Origin of the sequence: Streptomyces sp. NBC_01446, assembly GCF_026340095.1 — a bacterium.
Classification (GTDB): Bacteria; Actinomycetota; Actinomycetes; order Streptomycetales; family Streptomycetaceae; genus Streptomyces; species Streptomyces aureus.
The window spans coordinates 6061888-6077737 of record NZ_JAPEPO010000001.1 but is presented as its reverse complement, the minus strand read 5'-3'; the positions used below and the strand labels follow the sequence as shown (position 1 = coordinate 6077737).

The following is a 15850-nucleotide window of genomic DNA, read 5'->3' as shown; positions in this document are numbered from 1 at the left end:
GTGGGTGGTGCCTGGCGGCTGGTGACCAGTGGCTGGTGGCTGGTGGCTGGTGACTAGTGGCCGAAGAAGTCGATGGCGAGGCGGTTGAACTCGTCGAATCGCTCGGTCTGCGCCCAGTGGCCGCAGTGCGGGAAGACGTGCAGGCGCGCGTCCGGGATGGTCTTGAGGGCGACCAGGGCGCCGTCGAGCGGGTTGACGCGGTCCTCGCGGCCCCAGGTGAGGAGCGTGGGAGCGGTGATGCGGTGGGCCTCGCGCCACAGCATCGTGTCGGCGGGCCACTTGGCGAAGGACGCGGCCATGCGGTCGTTGCCGAGCTTGGCCTCGGGGTCGACGGCCTGCGCGTAGCGCTCCTCGACGAACGCGTCGGTGACGATCGAGGCGTCGTACGCGAGGGTGGTCAGGAAGTCGCGCATCATGGCGCGGGTCGGCTGGCCCGAGTCGTTGAACGCGAAGAGCTTCTTGATGCCTTCGGTCGGGTCGGGCGCGAACAGGTTGACGGAGATGCCGCCCGGCCCCATCAGGAGGAGCTTGCCGACCTTGTCCGGGTGGTCGAGGGCCATCCGGGTCGCGCTGCCGCCCCCCAGGGAGTTGCCGACGAAGTGCGCCTGAGGGATGGTCAGTTCGTCCATGAGGGCGGCGATGGCGTCGGCGGCGTAGGAGAAGAAGTCCTTGGTGAGCTCGGGCTTGTCGGAGGCGCCGTAGCAGGGCTGGTCGATCAGAAGGGTACGGAAGCGCCCCGCGAACACGGCCAGGTTGCGGCCGAAGTTGGACCAGCCGGAGGCGCCGGGGCCACCGCCGTGCAGCATGATCACGACGGGGGCGTCCGGGGCGTCGGGGCCCGCCTCGTGGTAGTGGAGGGTCAGGCCCGCGGCTTTGCCGGTCCGCGAAGTCCCCTCGTAGGTAAGGGAGTTCGCCGTATCGGTAGAGGTGCTCACAGCATCGTGTCCTGGATGTCGAGGCCGAGGGCGCTCTGGCCGGAGAGGAGGAGGGCGCGCTCGGGGTCGTTGGCGGCGTGGCCGCGGCCGGTGTGGACGTCGCGCCAGGCGCGCTGCACCGGGTTGGGGCCGGTGCGCATGGCGCCGCCGCCCGCGTTCTCCATGAGCAGGTCGACGGCGGCGACGGCGCGCTCGGTGGCGAGGACCTGGTCGCGGCGGGCGCGGGCGCGCAGCGGCATGGGGAGTTCCTCGCCGCGCTCCGCGCAGGCGTACAACTCGGCGATGTTGCGCTGGAGCTGAAGGCCCGCGGCGTCGATGTCGGAGGCGGCCCGGGCGATGCGGACCTGCGCGAAGGGGTCCTCGGCGACCTGCTCGCCGTAGGAGACGCGGAAGCGTTTGCGGGTTGCCTCGATGTACGCGTCGAGTGCGCCCTCGGCGATGCCGACGACGGGGGTGGAGATGGTGGTGGTGAAGACGGCGGCGTACGGGAGGCGGTAGAGCGGTTCCGGGTTGACCGCGTGGCCCGGCACGTTCAGGGCCGTGACGGGGCCGAAGCTGAGGGCGCGGTGCTCGGGCACGAACACGTCGTCGCACACGACGTTGTTGGAGCCGGTGCCGCGCAGGCCGACGGTGTCCCACACGTCGTCGATGCGGTACTCGGCGCGCGGCACGAGGAACGTCCGCATGTCGACGGGACGGCCGTCCGCGTCCATGACGAGGCCGCCGAGCAGCGCCCAGTCCGCGTGGTCGCAGCCGGAGGAGAAGCTCCAGGAGCCGCTGATGCGGAAGCCGCCGTCGACGGGTGTGACCTTGCCGGTCGGGGCGTACGAGGAGCAGATCCGGGTCGACGGGTCGGTGCCCCACACCTCTTCCTGGGCGCGCGGGTCGTAGAGCGCGACGTGCCAGGGGTGGACGCCGACGACGGACGCGACCCAGCCGGTGGAGCCGCAGGCTCGGGCGATCTCGCGGACGGCGGCGTAGAAGACGGCCGGGTCGGCGGCGAATCCGCCGTGGGCCCGGGGCTGGAGGAGCCGGAAGAAGCCGGTCTGCTCCAGGTCCTTGATCGACGTGTCGGGCACCTTGCGCAGCGCCTCCGCCTCGGCGGCGCGTTCGCGCAGCGCCGGCGCGAGGGCGCGGACCGCTTCGAGTACGGCGGCTGCGGTGGCCGGGGATTCGCTCATGCGAGGGCCCTCTCCTGGGTGCGGGTTCGAGTGGCTGGACCGTACGCCCGCCTCCCGCGGGCCGAGAACGGGTGGTTCCCGCTGAGCGGGAACCTCGGCGGGTTCCCCGGCTGTCGCCCGTGGGCTGTGTGGATGGCGTGCGCCGTTCACCGGCCTGTCATGCGGGGCGACCGTAATGAGAGGGTCGGCCTGTCCCTTCGGCTTCTGGAGCACTGTGAACACCCCTCGCGCCCACGTCGGCGCGCCCACCCGCGCGCTGCCCTTCGAACCCTCCGCCCTCCAGGCGGTGCTCTTCGACATGGACGGCACGCTCGTCGACACCGAGGACATGTGGCTCGAGGTCGTCGAGGCCGTGTCCGAGCGGCACGGCCGTCCCCTGGACGAGGAGGGCCGCGCCGCGGCGCTCGGACGCTCGGTCGAGGACACGGCGGACCTGCTGTACGAGTCCCTGGGCGCGACCCGCGAGGACCTCGCGGACGAACTGGGCCGGGGCTTCACCGCCCGGATCGCCGAGGGCGCGCCGCCACGGCCGGGCGCGCTCGGGCTGCTCGCCGCACTGCGCGCGGCCGGGGTCCCGACAGCCCTGGTGTCGGCGTCGCCGCGCGCGGTGGTGCGCCGGATCGCCGGGTCCCTCGACGGGCACGTCTTCGACGCGGTGTACGGGGCCGAGGACACGCCGCGCACGAAGCCGGCGCCGGACCCGTATCTCGCGGCGGCCGCGGCGCTCGGCGTGGAGCCCGCGCGGTGCGTCGCGGTGGAGGACACCCCGACGGGAGTGGCGTCGGCGGAGGCGGCGGGGTGCGCGGTCCTCGCGGTCCCGTCGGTGCGGCCGATCCCCGAGGCCCCGGGCCGCACGGTCGTCGCCGATCTCACGGGGGCGGATGTGGGGCTGCTGCGGTCCCTCGTGGCGGGGGCGGCGTGACGTCGACGGGCGTGCGGCAGCGGGCGGCGTGACGACGACAGGCATACCGAAGCGATCAACATGACGGCGAAAGGTATGCCGAACCGAAATACGTAGCTCCCGGCTCTTCCCCTGGGCCGAGGGCGCATGGCAAGGTCGGCGCGAGGTCGTCAACGCGCCCGCAATGTCGCGGATGCGCCCTGTTGTCCTGGGGGTTCAGCCATGCCCGAGCAGACCGGGATCGTCGGGGGCGCCGCGCCCTCGCTCCTGGAGAAGGCCGCGAAGGTGCTCGGCGCCTTCGACGGCGCACAGCCGCGTCTCTCCCTCACGGAGGTGATCCGGCGCTCCGGGATCCCCCGGTCCTCCGCCCACCGCATCCTCGACCAGCTGGTACGGCTCGGCTGGCTCGACCGGGAGGGCCGGGACTACCGGATGGGCATGGGGATGCTCGAACTGGGCGCGCTCGCCGCCCACCACAACCGGCTGCGCCGGACGGCGCTCCCCCGGCTGCACGCGCTGCACGAGTCGACCGGGCACCTGGTGCACCTGTACGTCCTCGACGGCGCCGAAGTGGTCTGCCTGGAACGGATCGGCGGCCTGCACGACACGTCGGTGCCCTCCCGCGTCGGCGGCCGCATGCCCGCGTACTGCACGGCCGCAGGCAAGGCGGTCCTCGCGTTCAGCGACCCGGCCACCGTCGAGGGCGTCCTCGCGCATGGGCTGCGCCCCCGCACGCCGCGCACCCTCACGCATCCGACCGCGCTGCGCTCCGCGCTCGCCGCGGCCCGCGACCGGGGCGTCGCCTTCGACCACGAGGAGAGCCACCGCGACGTCGTCTGCGTCGCGGCCCCGCTGCGCGGCGCGGGCCGGGCCGTCGCCGCGATCTCCCTGTCCGGCAAGGGGCTGACGGCCCAGCGCGACCTGGAACGCCTCGCGCCCGCCGTGCTCGCCTGCGCCCGCACGGTCTGGCTCGACCTGTACGGGCCCGGCCGCGCGACCCGCTCGGCGCCACCGCCGAGCTGCGCGCCGGGCGTCTCCGAGCAGGCGATGGACAACATGATGGGGTGGCTGCGGACGAGTGAGTGGATGTAGCGGGCGCGGGCGGGTCCGCTCCCGAGAGGGCCCGGCCCGCCTCATCCGCACGGGCCGGGCGCCTCAGGGGAGGCCCGGCCCGCGCGCCTCAGGAGTACGTGACCCCCACCGCGTCCGACACCGGCAGCGCCTGGCACGCGAGAACGTACCCCTCGTCGAGGTCCCGCTGGTCGAGGATCTCGTTGCGCGCCATCGTGACCTCCCCCTTGGTGACCCGGCAGCAGCACGCGCTGCACGCGCCCTCGCGGCACGAGAAGGGGGCGTCGACGCCGGCGGCGAGCAGGGCGTCGAGCATCGGCGTCCCGGCGGGCCACGCCACTTCCCGCTCCTCGCCGTCGAGTTCCACGTGCAGCCGGTGGTCGTCGCAGTCCGGCTCGGCCCCGTTCCGGCGCTCGGCCCGGTCCTCCCGCTCGGCGAACACGTCGTCGCCGAGCGAGAAGTACCGCTCCCTGCGCACGGACCGGCCGCCCACCGCCCGTAGCGCCTGCTCGGCCGCGTCCATCAGAGGCGCGGGCCCGCACAGATAGGCGTCGCGTCCCGCGTACGGGGCGAGGGGTGCGCGCAGGGCGGCGGCCGTGGGCAGGCCCTGGAGGGTTTCCAGCCAGTGCACGACGGCGAGCCGGCCCGCGAACTCGACTCCCAGGAGCCGGAGTTCCTCACGGAAGATGACCGACTCCTCGTCGCGGTTCGCATACAGGAGGGCGACCCGGCCGCGGCCCGCGACGAGCGCCGACTTGGCGATGGAGACGACCGGTGTGATGCCGCTGCCGCCCGCCACGAGCAGCACGTCCCCGTCGAGGTCGGATGGCGTGAACGTCCCCGCGGGCGGCAGGACCTCCAGCTCGTCGCCAGGTGCGACGCTCTCGCAGATCCAGCCCGACCCGACTCCCCCGGCGACTCTCTTCACGGTGACCTTCATGGGCTCGCCGGTGTGCGGGGAGCTGGCCAACGAATAGCAGCGGGCCCCGCCACCAGGCAGCCGTACGGTCATGAACTGACCGGACTTGTAAGGGAGTTGCGCGTCCAGGACGAGGGAGACCGCGTCGGCCGTCTCCCGTATCACCTGGGCGACCCGGACCCTCACGCTAGGCATCCGCGACCTCCAGGAGCCCGCTCGCGACCGCCACGTCGATGCTCGCTCGCAGCGGCGCGCAGCCCCGTACCCGAGCGCTCAGTTCACCGGCCGCGACGCGCTCCGCGATGATCGGGCAGACCGCGGCCGCCTCCTCGGTCCACTGGATCTGCGTGTGGGCGGCGCTGAACTTCTCGCACAGGACCTGGTTTCCGCAGACCCCGCACTGCACGGGCCGCATCAGTCGGCCTCCCGCCGGGCGAGGTTCTCCTCGACCTCCGCGCGCCAGGCGGCGGTCGCACGCTCGGTGTCGATCTCGAACTCGAAGCGCCGCACCATCTCGTCCTTGACGTCGCCGGTATCCACGTAGAACTGTTCGTACCAGCGGCGCAGTTGGTAGACGGGGCCGTCCTCCTCGGTGAGGAGCGGGTTGTCGATGCGGGTCTTGTTCCGCCAGATCTCGACGTCCTGCTCGAAGCCGACCGCGAGGCCCTCGGAGGTGAGCCGGGCGGCGTCGGCGGCCTGCTCGTCACTCATGCCGGGCAGCTTCCTGACGATCGCGCCGTACATGAGCATGAAGCTGTTCTCGTCGATCGGGTAATGGCAGTTGATGAGGACGGACTCCATCTCGACACCGCCCCCGACATCGCTCCACAGCTTGTCGATCATGTACGAGGGGCCGAAGTACGAGGCGTCGGAGCGCAGGCCGCCGCCGGTGGACAGCGTGCCGAGCTCGACGTCGCCGCGCGGCGTGGACTCCATGTACTGGGTGGCGACATGGCCGTCGAAGATGTTCTTGAAGTAGTTCGGGAACGCGTAGTGGACGTAGAAGAAGTGCGCCATGTCGACGACGTTGTCCACGATCTCTCGGCAGTTGGAGTTCTCGACGCGCAGCGCGCTCCAGGACCAGTCGGACCACTCGGGGCTGCCGATGCCCTCGATCTCCGGAATGGTGACGCCGGGCGGGGGCTCATTGCCCTCGGGGTCGTGCCACACGTAGAGCTGCCCGTTGCGTTCGAGGGTGGTCCAGGCGCGGGTCCTTGCGCGCGGCGGGACGCGGCGCGCGTACGGGATGCCGGCGCAGCGCCCGTCGCCCGCCCAGCGCCAGTCGTGGAACGGGCAGGCGACGGCGTCGCCCTTGACGGTGCCGTGGGCAAGATTGCCGCCCATGTGGGGGCAGTACGCGTTGAGGACGTGCAGGCGGCCGGGGCCTCCCGCCGCGGGCTCCCCGCGGAAGACTACGAGCTTCGTGCCGAACGCCTCGACCTCGTGCGGGCCGCCGTCGCGGAAGGCCGCGGCCAGGCCCAGGCAGTGCCAGCCGCGGGCGTAGCGGGCCGGCGGCGCGGCGGCCTCGATGACTCGGACCTCTTGGTGCTGTGCGGTCATGTCGCGTGTCCTGCCCTTCAGTCGCGTGCCGCGAGTTCGACGGCTATGTCGATGAGCTGGTCCTCCTGGCCGCCGACGAGGCGGCGTTCCCCGGCGCGCAGCAGGATCTCGGCACCGGAGACGCCGTAGCGCTCCGCCTGCCGGTAGGCGTGCTTGAGGAAGCTGGAGTAGACGCCGGCGTGCCCCATCAGGAGGGACATCCGGTCGAGCAGGCACTCGTCGTCCATGACGGGCCGCACGACGTCCTCGGCCGCGTCGATGATCTTCAGTACGTCGATGCCGGTGCGCAGGCCCATCTTGTGGCAGACGGCGGCGAACGCCTCGACCGGCGTGTTGCCCGCGCCCGCGCCGAGCCGCCGCGTCGAACCGTCGATCTGCAGCGCTCCGGCGCGCACGGCGGCCACGGAATTGCCGACGCCCAGGCCGAGGTTCTCGTGACCGTGGAAGCCGACCTGCGCGTCGTCGCCCAGTTCGGCGACGAGCGCGGACACCCGGTCGGTGACGTCGTCCATCACCAGGGCGCCGGCCGAGTCGACGACGTACACGCACTGGCAGCCGGCGTCGGCCATGATCCTGGCCTGGGCGGCGAGCCGCTCCGGCGTCGTGGAGTGCGCCATCATCAGGAATCCGACGGTTTCCAGGCCCATCTCCCGTGCCAGGCCGAAGTGCTGGACGGAGATGTCGGCCTCCGTGCAGTGCGTCGCGATGCGGCACACGCTCGCGCCGTTCGCGTGCGCGGCCCTGATGTCGTCCTTCACACCGAGACCGGGCAGCATCAGGAACGCGATGCGCGCCTGGCGCGCCGTGTCGACGGCGGCCCTGATGAGCTCCTGCTCGGGCGTCTTCGAGAACCCGTAGTTGAAGGACGAGCCGCCCAGGCCGTCGCCGTGCGTGACCTCGATGACGGGGACGCCCGCGCCGTCGAGGGCGCCGACGATGCGGCGCACGTCGTCGGCGGTGAACTGGTGCCGCTTCGCGTGCGAACCGTCGCGCAGCGAGGAGTCGGTGACGCGGATGTCGAGCGCCTCGGAGTACGGCTTCACTTGCGGATCCCCTTCGCGAGCTCCTCGCCGACCTTCGTCGCGGCGGCGGTCATGATGTCGAGGTTTCCTGCGTACGACGGCAGGAAGTCGCCCGCGCCCTCCACTTCCAGGAAGATCGCGACGCGCGCCATCCCGCCGTTCATGGGTGACGGGTCGTCGAACTGCGGTTCCGTGCGCAGCCGGTAGCCCGGCACGTAGGTCGCCACGCTCTCGGCGATCTCCTTCACGGAGAGGGTGATCGCGTCCCGGTCGGCGTCCTCGGGGATGGCGCAGAAGACGGTGTCGCGCATGATGACGGGCGGCTCGGCCGGGTTGAGGATGATGATCGCCTTGCCGCGCGCGGCGCCGCCGATCTCCTCGATGCCGCGGGACGTCGTCCGGGTGAACTCGTCGATGTTCGCGCGGGTGCCGGGCCCCGCGGACACCGAGGCGACGGAGGCCACGATCTCCGCGTACGCGACGGGCACGACGCGTGAGACCGCGTACACCATGGGGATGGTGGCCTGGCCGCCGCAGGTGATCATGTTGATGTTGGGCGCGTCGAGATGCGCGGTGAGGTTCGCGGGCGGGACCACGGCGGGGCCGACGGCGGCCGGGGTCAGGTCGATGGCCCTGATGCCGAGTTCGGCGTAGCGCGGGGCGTTGGCGCGGTGGACGTAGGCGCTCGTCGCCTCGAAGACGAGGTCGGGCAGCTCGTCCCGGGCGAGGAGGGGCTCGATGCCCTCGTGGCTCGCCTCGACCCCCAGCTTCCGCGCCCGCGCGAGGCCCGCGCTGTCGGGGTCCACACCGATCATCCAGCGCGGCTCGATGTACTGGGAGCGGTGGAGCTTGTGGAGGAGGTCGGTACCGATGTTCCCGGAGCCGACGATCGCGGCGGTGACCTTTTTCGCAGTCATATGTACCTCAGCAGAGTCAGCGGACCCGTCGGGGTCATCGGAACGAGAGCGATACGGCGCCGAGTCCGGTGAACTCGGCGGTGTAGGTGCGGCCCGCCTCGACGTCGACGGCGCGGGTGCAGGAGCCGGGCAGGATGACGTGCCCCTTGCGCAGGGGCACGCCGAAGCGGGCGACGGTGCGGGCCAGCCAGGCGACGGAGACCGCGGGATCGCCGAGGACGGCGTCACCGCGGCCCTGCGCGATCTCGTCGCCGTCGCGGGTGAGCCGGGCCTCGACGGCCTTCAGGTCGAGGCCGCGCGGGTCACGGCCCGCGCCGATGACATAACCGGCGGACGAGGCGTTGTCGGCGATCGTGTCGGCGATGGTGATGCGCCAGTCGGCGATCCGGCTGTCGATCAACTCCAGTGCGGGCACGACGCGTTCGGTCGCGGCGAGGACGTCGGCCGGCGTGCAGCCCTCGCCCGGCAGGTCGTCGCCGAGTACGAATCCGATCTCGACCTCGACGCGGGGCGCGCAGTAGCGGACGGTGTCCACGGGCTGGTCCTCGCGCAGCTCCATGTCGTCGAGGAGATGACCGTAGTCGGGCTCGTCGACGCCCATCATGCGCTGCATCACCGGCGACGACAGGCCCACCTTGTGCCCGGTGACCTGGGCCCCCAGGGCGGTCCTGTGCCGGATGTTGACCAGCTGGATCTCGTACGCGTCCTCGGTGCCGATGCCCTCGAACGCGCCGGCCAGGGGCGCCACGGGACTGCGGCCGAGCTCGGCGCGACGCAAGCGCGCGGCGGCCTCCTGCCGACTCCGGACGTCAAGCATCTCGGCTCCTTGGGGTGACGGTCTGACCCGCGGTGCGGTGCACCGCGGTGGGCCAGACGGTAGGTCGGAGCCGGGACGTGGAGGGAGGCCGGATTCCCGCTCAGCGGGAAGGTGACGGGGGTGACGGGGGGCGACGGGGCCGAGCGGGAAGGTGACGGGGCTGGTCCGTAGGGGCAGCCGGGGACACGCCCCTACGGGGGGCGTCACCCGCTCCCGTACACCGCCCCGGGCACCTCCGCCCTGCCGAGGAGTTCCCTCGCCGTCTCTCCCGCCTCGGCCGGGGTCCAGCGCGCCGCCTTGTCGGCGGTGGGGCCCGGGCGCCAGCCCTCCATGACCGTGATGCGGCCGGCCTCCGCCTCGAAGACGCGGCCGGTCACGCCGTCGCTCGCGGCGGAGCCGAGCCACACCACCACCGGCGACACGTTCTCCGGGGCCATCGCGTCGAAGCCGTCCTCGGGGGCGGCCATGGTGTCGGCGAACGTGCGCTCCGTCATGCGGGTGCGGGCCGCCGGCGCGACCGCGTTCACCTGTACCCCGTACCGCCCCATCTCCGCCGCGGCGACCAGGGTCAGGCCCACGATGCCGGCCTTCGCCGCGCTGTAGTTGCCCTGGCCCACCGAGCCGAGCAGACCCGCCCCCGACGACGTGTTCACGACCCGGGCCGAAGGTGTCCTGCCTGCCTTCGCCTCCGCGCGCCAGTGCGCCGCCGCGTGCTTCAGGGGCAGGAAGTGGCCCTTGAGATGCACCCGCATGACCGCGTCCCAGTCGTCCTCGTCGAGGTTGACCAGCATCCGGTCGCGCAGGAAGCCCGCGTTGTTGACCAGCGTGTCCAGGCGTCCGAACGTGTCGAGGGCCGTGGCGACGAGGGACGCCGCGCCGTCCGTGGTCGCGATGTCCCCGCCGTGGGCGACCGCCTCGCCGCCGAGGGCCCGTATCTCCTCCACCACTTGGGCCGCCGGACTGTCCGGCGCCGGGGCCCCGTCCAGGCCCACCCCCAGGTCGTTGACCACGACGCGCGCGCCCTCGGCGGCGAACGCCAGCGCGTGCGCGCGCCCCAGTCCGCGCCCGGCCCCCGTCACGATGACGACGCACCCCGCGCACAGCCCCGAACCAGTACCGGTATCCGCAGCCACAACCGCTCCCTTGTCGTTCGTCATGTCACGCCTCCTTGTTGACAGTCGCCGCGTCCAGGAACGCCGGACGCTCCCCGCCTCCGTGCACCAGGAGGCTCGCCCCCGTGATGTACGACGCGGCGCCCGAGGCGAGGAACACCGCCGCGTCCCCGATCTCCGACGGCTCTGCGAGGCGTCCGATCGGCACCGTGCGCCCCACCGCCGCCACGCCTTCCTCGTCCCCGTAGTGCAGATGGGACAACTCGGTGCGCACCATCCCGAGGACCAGCGTGTTCACCCGTATCTCGGGCGCCCACTCCACCGCCATCGAGCGCGCCAGGTTCTCCAGACCCGCCTTGGCCGCCCCGTACGCCGCCGTGCCCGGCGAGGGTCTCGCGCCGCTCACGCTGCCGATCATCACGACGGAGCCGCGCGTGCGCCGCAGTTGCTCGCGCGCGGCCAGCGACGCGGTCATCGGCGCCGTGAGATTGAGCTCGACCACGCGTGCGTGCCGCTCCGCGTCGGACTCCCCGAGCAGCCGGTACGGCGTACCTCCCGCGTTGTTCACCAGCACGTCCACCCGGTCGAGGCCCGCGAAGAAGCGCCGTACGGCCGGACCGTCCCGCAGGTCGACGGGTATGAACTCACAGCCGGGCAGCGGCTCTTCGGGCGGTCTGCGCGCGCACACCACCACGTCCGCCCCCGCCCGCACGAACGCCGCCGCGATCCCGGCCCCCACACCCCGGGTGCCCCCGGTGACGACCGCGACCTTCCCCCTCAGGGTCCTTGAGCTCAGATCCATGCCATCCACCCCAGGTCCATTCCGCTCGTCCCCATCGCCTGCTACCTTCCTACCAAACAAACGTTAGGTGGAAAGGTAGCTGAACGCCATGGGTGTCTCCACCTCCTCACCCGAAAAGGGGATCGCCGTCGTCACGGTGGACTTCCCTCCGGTCAACGCGCTGCCGGTGCGGGGCTGGTACGACCTGGCCGACGCCCTGCGCGCGGCGGGCCGCGACCCGGACGTGCGCTGTGTCGTCCTCGCCTCCGAGGGCCGGGGGTTCAACGCGGGCGTCGACATCAAGGAGATGCAGCGCGACACGGAGTCCGGCGGCCACGGCGCCCTCATCGGCGCGAACCGCGGCTGCTACGAGGCCTTCGCGGCCGTGTACGAGTGCGAGGTGCCGGTCGTCGCCGCGGTCAACGGCTTCTGCCTGGGCGGCGGCATCGGCCTCGTGGGCAACGCGGACGCGATCGTCGCCTCGGACGACGCCACGTTCGGCCTCCCCGAGCTCGACCGCGGAGCGCTCGGCGCCGCGACCCATCTCGCCAGACTCGTTCCGCAGCACCTGATGCGCGCCCTCTACTACACCTCGCGCACGGCGACGGCGCGGGAGCTGCACGCGCACGGTTCCGTCTGGAAGGTCGTGCCACGCGCCGAACTCCGGGCCGCCGCGCTGGACCTGGCTCGCGAGATCGCCCGCAAGGACGGCTCGCTCATCCGCCTCGCCAAGGCCGCGATCAACGGCATCGATCCCGTCGACGTACGCCGGAGCTACCGCTTCGAGCAGGGCTTCACCTTCGAGGCGAACCTGAGCGGCGTCGCGGACCGCATCCGCGACACGTTCGGCGCGGACACGGACACGGACACGGCAATCAAGGGGGAAGCCAAATGACGGACAAGACCATGACGCCCGAGGACGTCGTCGCCCGCCTCCGCAGCGGCATGACCATCGGCATCGGCGGCTGGGGCTCGCGCCGCAAGCCCATGGCCCTCGTACGAGCCCTGCTGCGCAGCGATGTCACGGACCTGACCGTCGTCGCGTACGGCGGCCCGGACGTCGGTCTGCTCGCCGCCGCCGGGAAGATCCGCAAGCTGGTCACCGCGTTCGTGACCCTCGACTCGATCCCGCTCGAACCGCACTTCCGCGAGGCCCGTCAGCGCGGCGCGTTCGAGCTGACGGAGGTCGACGAGGCGATGTTCATGTGGGGCCTGCACGCCGCGGCGAACCGGCTCCCCTTCATCCCGGTGCGGGCCGGCATCGGCTCGGACGTCATGCACGTCAACCCCGGTCTCAGGACGGTCGGTTCGCCGTACGAGGACGGGGAGACCCTGGTCGCGATGCCGGCGCTGCGGATGGACGCGGCACTCGTCCACATGAACCGCGCGGACCGGCACGGCAACGGCCAGTATCTGGGCCCCGACCCGTACTTCGACGACCTGTTCTGCGAGGCGGCCGACACGGCGTACGTGTCGTGCGAGGAGCTGGTGGAGGGGTTCGCGGACGCCGTTCCGCAGACCCTCCTCGTCAAGCGGCACGCGGTCACCGGCGTGGTAGAGACGCCGAACGGCGCGCACTTCACGTCGTGTGCCCCCGACTACGGCCGGGACGAGGCCTTCCAGAAGCTGTACGCGACCACGCCCTGGCCCGAGTTCGCCGAGCGCTTCCTGCCCGCGCGCGGCGACGAGAAGAGCTACCAGGAAGCCGTCCGGAGCTGGCACGCGGAGCAGGAGGAGCCCGCGGGGCCGGCCACAAGCGCGGCCACGCACACACCTGCACCCGCACCAGCGACGGCAACCACCCCAGGAACGACCGCCACGCCCACCCGCGCCGAATACTGCGTGATCGCCTGCGCCGACGCCTGGCGCGACAGCGGCGAGATCCTGGCCAGTCCGATGGGACTGATCCCGTCCGTCGGCGCCCGCCTCGCCAAGCGCACGTTCTCCCCCGATCTGCTCCTCACCGACGGCGAGGCGATGACCGTGGGTCTCGGCGGGGAGCCGGAGGGCTGGCTTCCGTACCGTCAGCACCTCACCATGGTCACCGGCGGCAGGCGTCACGTGATGATGGGCGCGAGCCAGATCGACCGGCACGGCAACCAGAACATCTCGTGCATCGGCGCCTGGGACCGCCCCGACCGCCAGCTCCTCGGCGTACGCGGGGCGCCGGTGAACACCCTCAACAATCCGGTGAGTTACTGGGTCCCGAAGCACTCCGCGCGCGTGTTCGTCGAGAAGGTCGACATGATCAGCGGGGTCGGGTACGACAGCGCCGCCGCGGCGGGACCGTCGGCGACGCGCTACCACCGCATCCCGCGCGTCGTGTCGAACCTCGGCGTCTTCGACTTCGAGACGCCGGACCGCTCGATGCGGCTCGCGTCCGTGCACCCCGGGGTCACCGTCGACGAGGTGATCGCGGCGACGGGCTTCCCGCTGGCCCTGCCGGACGGGGGCGAGGTGCCGCAGACGCGCCAGCCCACCCCTGAGGAGCTGCGGCTGATCCGCGAGGTCATCGACCCGAAGGGCCTGCGCGACCGCGAGGTCAGGGCCGTATGAGCGACGCGGCCCTCGAGACGGCGTTCACCAAGCTGGTCGGTGTCCGCCACCCGCTCATACAGACCGGCATGGGCTGGGTCGCGGGCCCGCGCCTCGTGTCGGCGTCGGCGAACGCCGGGGCGCTCGGCATCCTCGCCTCCGCCACCATGACCCTCGACCAGCTCAGGTCGGCGGTGCGCGAGGTGAAGTCCCGTACGGACGAACCCTTCGGGGTCAATCTGCGCGCGGACGCCGGTGACGCGCGGGACCGGGTGCGGGTGATCATCGACGAGGGGGTGCGGGTCGCCTCGTTCGCGCTCGCGCCGTCCCGTGACCTGATCGCCGAGCTGAAGGACGCGGGCGTCGTCGTCATCCCGTCCATCGGTGCCCGGCGGCACGCGGAGAAGGTCGCCGCGTGGGGCGCGGACGCCGTCATCGTGCAGGGCGGCGAGGGCGGCGGGCACACGGGGGACGTCGCGACGACGGTGCTGCTGCCGCAGGTCGTGGACGCCGTGGACATCCCCGTGATCGGCGCGGGCGGGTTCCACGACGGGCGCGGCCTGGTCGCCGCCCTCGCATACGGGGCGGCCGGCGTCGCCATGGGCACCCGCTTCCTGCTCACCTCCGACTCGACCGTCCCGGACGCGGTGAAGGCGAGATATCTGGCGGCCACGGTCAAGGACGTCACGGTGACGACCGCCGTGGACGGTCTGCCGCACCGCATGCTGCGGACGGATCTCGTCGACTCGCTGGAGCGGGCGGGGCGTACACGCGCGCTCGTGCAGGCCGTGCGGCGGGCCGCCGGGTTCAGGAAGCTGTCGGGCCTGAGCTGGCCGCAGATGGTCCGCGACGGACTGGCGATGAAACACGGCAAGGAACTGTCGTGGAGCCAGGTCCTGCTCGCCGCGAACACCCCCATGCTCCTCAGGGCGTCCATGGTCGAGGGCCGCACCGACCTCGGCGTCATGGCATCGGGCCAGGTCGCGGGGGTGATCGAGGACCTCCCGACCTGCGAGGAGCTCGTCGCCCGCGTGATGTCCGAGGCCCGGCACGTGCTCGGCACCCTGCCTACCCCAGGGTGATCCCGCTTCCCGCAAGGGAGTTCAGCGATGCCACGCACGCCACGCACCGTTTCGAGACGCGCCCTCGTCGGCGCCGCGCTCACCACCCTGACGGCCGCGGCCGTCGCGCCCGGTGCCGCCGCGGCCGGACGGCGTCCGTACCAGGACCCGCCGATCCGGCACATCCCGCTCCAGGGCGCGGTCAACGTCCGCGACGTGGGCGGCTACCGGGCCCTCGGCGGCGGTCGCGTCCGCCACGGACTCGTCTACCGCTCCGACGCCCTGGCCAAGCTCACCGACGCCGACGTCACCACGCTCGCGGGCCTCGGTCTGCGCCGCGTGGTCGACTACCGGGTGCCGGTGGAGATCCAGTACGACGGCGCGGACCGCCTCCCCGCCGGGCTCACCGCGGAGTCGCGGCCGGTCTCCGACAACGGTCTGTATGCGCAGATGATGGCCGCGATCGGTTCCAGGGACCCCGCGCGGCAGGAGGAGATGCTCGGTGGCGGCCGGGCGGCCGCGTTCATGCGGAGCGTGTATCCGCGGTTCGTGTCGGACGCCGACAACCGCGCGCGGTTCGCGGCCACCCTGCGCGACGCCGCGTACGGCACCGGGGGCCGGGGCGCGCTCCTGTACCACTGCACATCCGGGAAGGACCGCACGGGCTGGACGACGTACGTCCTCCTGCTGCTGCTCGGCGTCCCCGAACGGACCGCCGTGGACGACTACTTGGCGTCGAACGCGTTCCGTGCCGCATACGACGCGAAGGTGCGCGACGGGTTGAAGCAGTCCGGCATGATGCTCGACCCGGACCTGCTGATCCCGCTCCAGGAGGTTCGTACGGAGTATCTGTCGGCGGCCGTCGACCAGGCGCGGGCGGACTACGGCAGCCTGGGCCGGTACGTCTCGCGGGGGCTCGGCCTCGACGGGCACACGGTCACGGCCCTGCGTCACCGGCTCCTCGACTGACGCGAACGCGAAGCGGGGCGGTGGGGCGAGGCTGTTCACCTCGTCCCACCGCCCCGCCGTTCAGCTGGA

Annotated in this window: 16 protein-coding genes and 1 pseudogene; 7 read left to right on the top strand and 10 right to left on the bottom strand. The window is 72.4% G+C overall.

Annotated elements, in window-relative coordinates:
* Positions 1 to 53: 53 nt before the first annotated feature.
* Positions 54 to 935, bottom strand: a complete 882-nt coding sequence (gene hsaD, locus OG456_RS27225) for a 4,5:9,10-diseco-3-hydroxy-5,9,17-trioxoandrosta-1(10),2-diene-4-oate hydrolase (protein ID WP_266565413.1) — start codon at positions 933 to 935, stop codon at positions 54 to 56.
* On the bottom strand, positions 932 to 2116 hold the full coding sequence (hsaA, locus tag OG456_RS27220; RefSeq protein WP_266565412.1) for a 3-hydroxy-9,10-secoandrosta-1,3,5(10)-triene-9,17-dione monooxygenase oxygenase subunit: 1185 nt from the start codon (positions 2114 to 2116) through the stop codon (positions 932 to 934). Before hsaA ends, hsaD begins: the two co-directional genes overlap by 4 nt.
* A 214-nt stretch (positions 2117 to 2330) precedes the next feature.
* On the opposite strand from hsaA, the gene OG456_RS27215 reads away from it, so the two are divergent.
* Positions 2331 to 3038: an HAD family phosphatase gene (locus OG456_RS27215; protein WP_266565410.1), complete on the top strand. Its 708-nt coding sequence runs from the start codon at positions 2331 to 2333 to the stop codon at positions 3036 to 3038.
* A 201-nt stretch (positions 3039 to 3239) separates the two neighbouring features.
* A complete protein-coding gene (locus OG456_RS27210) occupies positions 3240 to 4109 on the top strand; it encodes an IclR family transcriptional regulator (RefSeq protein WP_266565408.1) in 870 nt (289 codons plus the stop codon).
* A gap of 88 nt (positions 4110 to 4197) precedes the next feature.
* Here the strand turns inward: OG456_RS27210 and OG456_RS27205 are convergent, their stop codons facing one another.
* The 8 genes from OG456_RS27205 to OG456_RS27170 all read right to left on the bottom strand — a co-directional run bounded on the left by OG456_RS27205 (position 4198) and on the right by OG456_RS27170 (position 11237).
* On the bottom strand, positions 4198 to 5202 hold the full coding sequence (locus tag OG456_RS27205; protein ID WP_266565406.1) for a ferredoxin--NADP reductase: 1005 nt from the start codon (positions 5200 to 5202) through the stop codon (positions 4198 to 4200).
* Positions 5195 to 5422 (bottom strand): hypothetical protein, encoded by a 228-nt coding sequence (locus OG456_RS27200; protein WP_116502649.1) that lies wholly within the window; start codon positions 5420 to 5422, stop codon positions 5195 to 5197. The genes OG456_RS27205 and OG456_RS27200 overlap by 8 nt, the downstream gene beginning before the upstream one ends.
* Positions 5422 to 6567 (bottom strand): Rieske 2Fe-2S domain-containing protein, encoded by a 1146-nt coding sequence (locus OG456_RS27195; RefSeq protein ID WP_266565403.1) that lies wholly within the window; start codon positions 6565 to 6567, stop codon positions 5422 to 5424. The genes OG456_RS27200 and OG456_RS27195 overlap by 1 nt, the downstream gene beginning before the upstream one ends.
* A gap of 17 nt (positions 6568 to 6584) precedes the next feature.
* Entirely contained in the window at positions 6585 to 7610 is a 1026-nt protein-coding gene (dmpG, locus tag OG456_RS27190) for a 4-hydroxy-2-oxovalerate aldolase (protein WP_266565401.1), read from the bottom strand.
* A complete protein-coding gene (locus tag OG456_RS27185) occupies positions 7607 to 8506 on the bottom strand; it encodes an acetaldehyde dehydrogenase (acetylating) (protein ID WP_266565399.1) in 900 nt (299 codons plus the stop codon). Before OG456_RS27185 ends, dmpG begins: the two co-directional genes overlap by 4 nt.
* A gap of 34 nt (positions 8507 to 8540) precedes the next feature.
* The gene (locus tag OG456_RS27180) at positions 8541 to 9323 is read right to left on the bottom strand and encodes a 2-keto-4-pentenoate hydratase (RefSeq protein ID WP_266565393.1); all 783 of its coding nucleotides are present in this window, start codon (positions 9321 to 9323) and stop codon (positions 8541 to 8543) included.
* Between the two features lie 203 nt (positions 9324 to 9526).
* Entirely contained in the window at positions 9527 to 10480 is a 954-nt protein-coding gene (locus OG456_RS27175; protein ID WP_266565391.1) for an SDR family oxidoreductase, read from the bottom strand.
* Position 10481: 1 nt separating this feature from the next.
* Positions 10482 to 11237 (bottom strand): SDR family oxidoreductase, encoded by a 756-nt coding sequence (locus OG456_RS27170; protein WP_266565389.1) that lies wholly within the window; start codon positions 11235 to 11237, stop codon positions 10482 to 10484.
* A gap of 88 nt (positions 11238 to 11325) precedes the next feature.
* Between OG456_RS27170 and OG456_RS27165 the strand changes: the two genes are divergently transcribed.
* The 5 genes and pseudogenes from OG456_RS27165 to OG456_RS27145 all read left to right on the top strand — a co-directional run bounded on the left by OG456_RS27165 (position 11326) and on the right by OG456_RS27145 (position 15781).
* Complete coding sequence (locus OG456_RS27165; protein WP_266565387.1) at positions 11326 to 12111, top strand: enoyl-CoA hydratase family protein; 786 nt, start codon at positions 11326 to 11328, stop codon at positions 12109 to 12111.
* Positions 12108 to 12950, top strand: a pseudogene (locus tag OG456_RS27160) (CoA transferase subunit A); the annotation flags it as partial. The gene OG456_RS27165 and the pseudogene OG456_RS27160, both read left to right, overlap by 4 nt.
* Positions 12951 to 13058: 108 nt before the next feature.
* Complete coding sequence (locus OG456_RS27155) at positions 13059 to 13772, top strand: CoA-transferase subunit beta (protein ID WP_266569446.1); 714 nt, start codon at positions 13059 to 13061, stop codon at positions 13770 to 13772.
* The gene (locus tag OG456_RS27150) at positions 13769 to 14833 is read left to right on the top strand and encodes a nitronate monooxygenase family protein (protein WP_266565379.1); all 1065 of its coding nucleotides are present in this window, start codon (positions 13769 to 13771) and stop codon (positions 14831 to 14833) included. Before OG456_RS27155 ends, OG456_RS27150 begins: the two co-directional genes overlap by 4 nt.
* Positions 14834 to 14860: 27 nt before the next feature.
* Positions 14861 to 15781 carry a tyrosine-protein phosphatase gene (locus OG456_RS27145; protein WP_266565377.1) on the top strand — a complete coding sequence of 307 codons (921 nt, stop codon included), beginning with the start codon at positions 14861 to 14863 and terminating at the stop codon, positions 15779 to 15781.
* Positions 15782 to 15850: the final 69 nt, after the last annotated feature.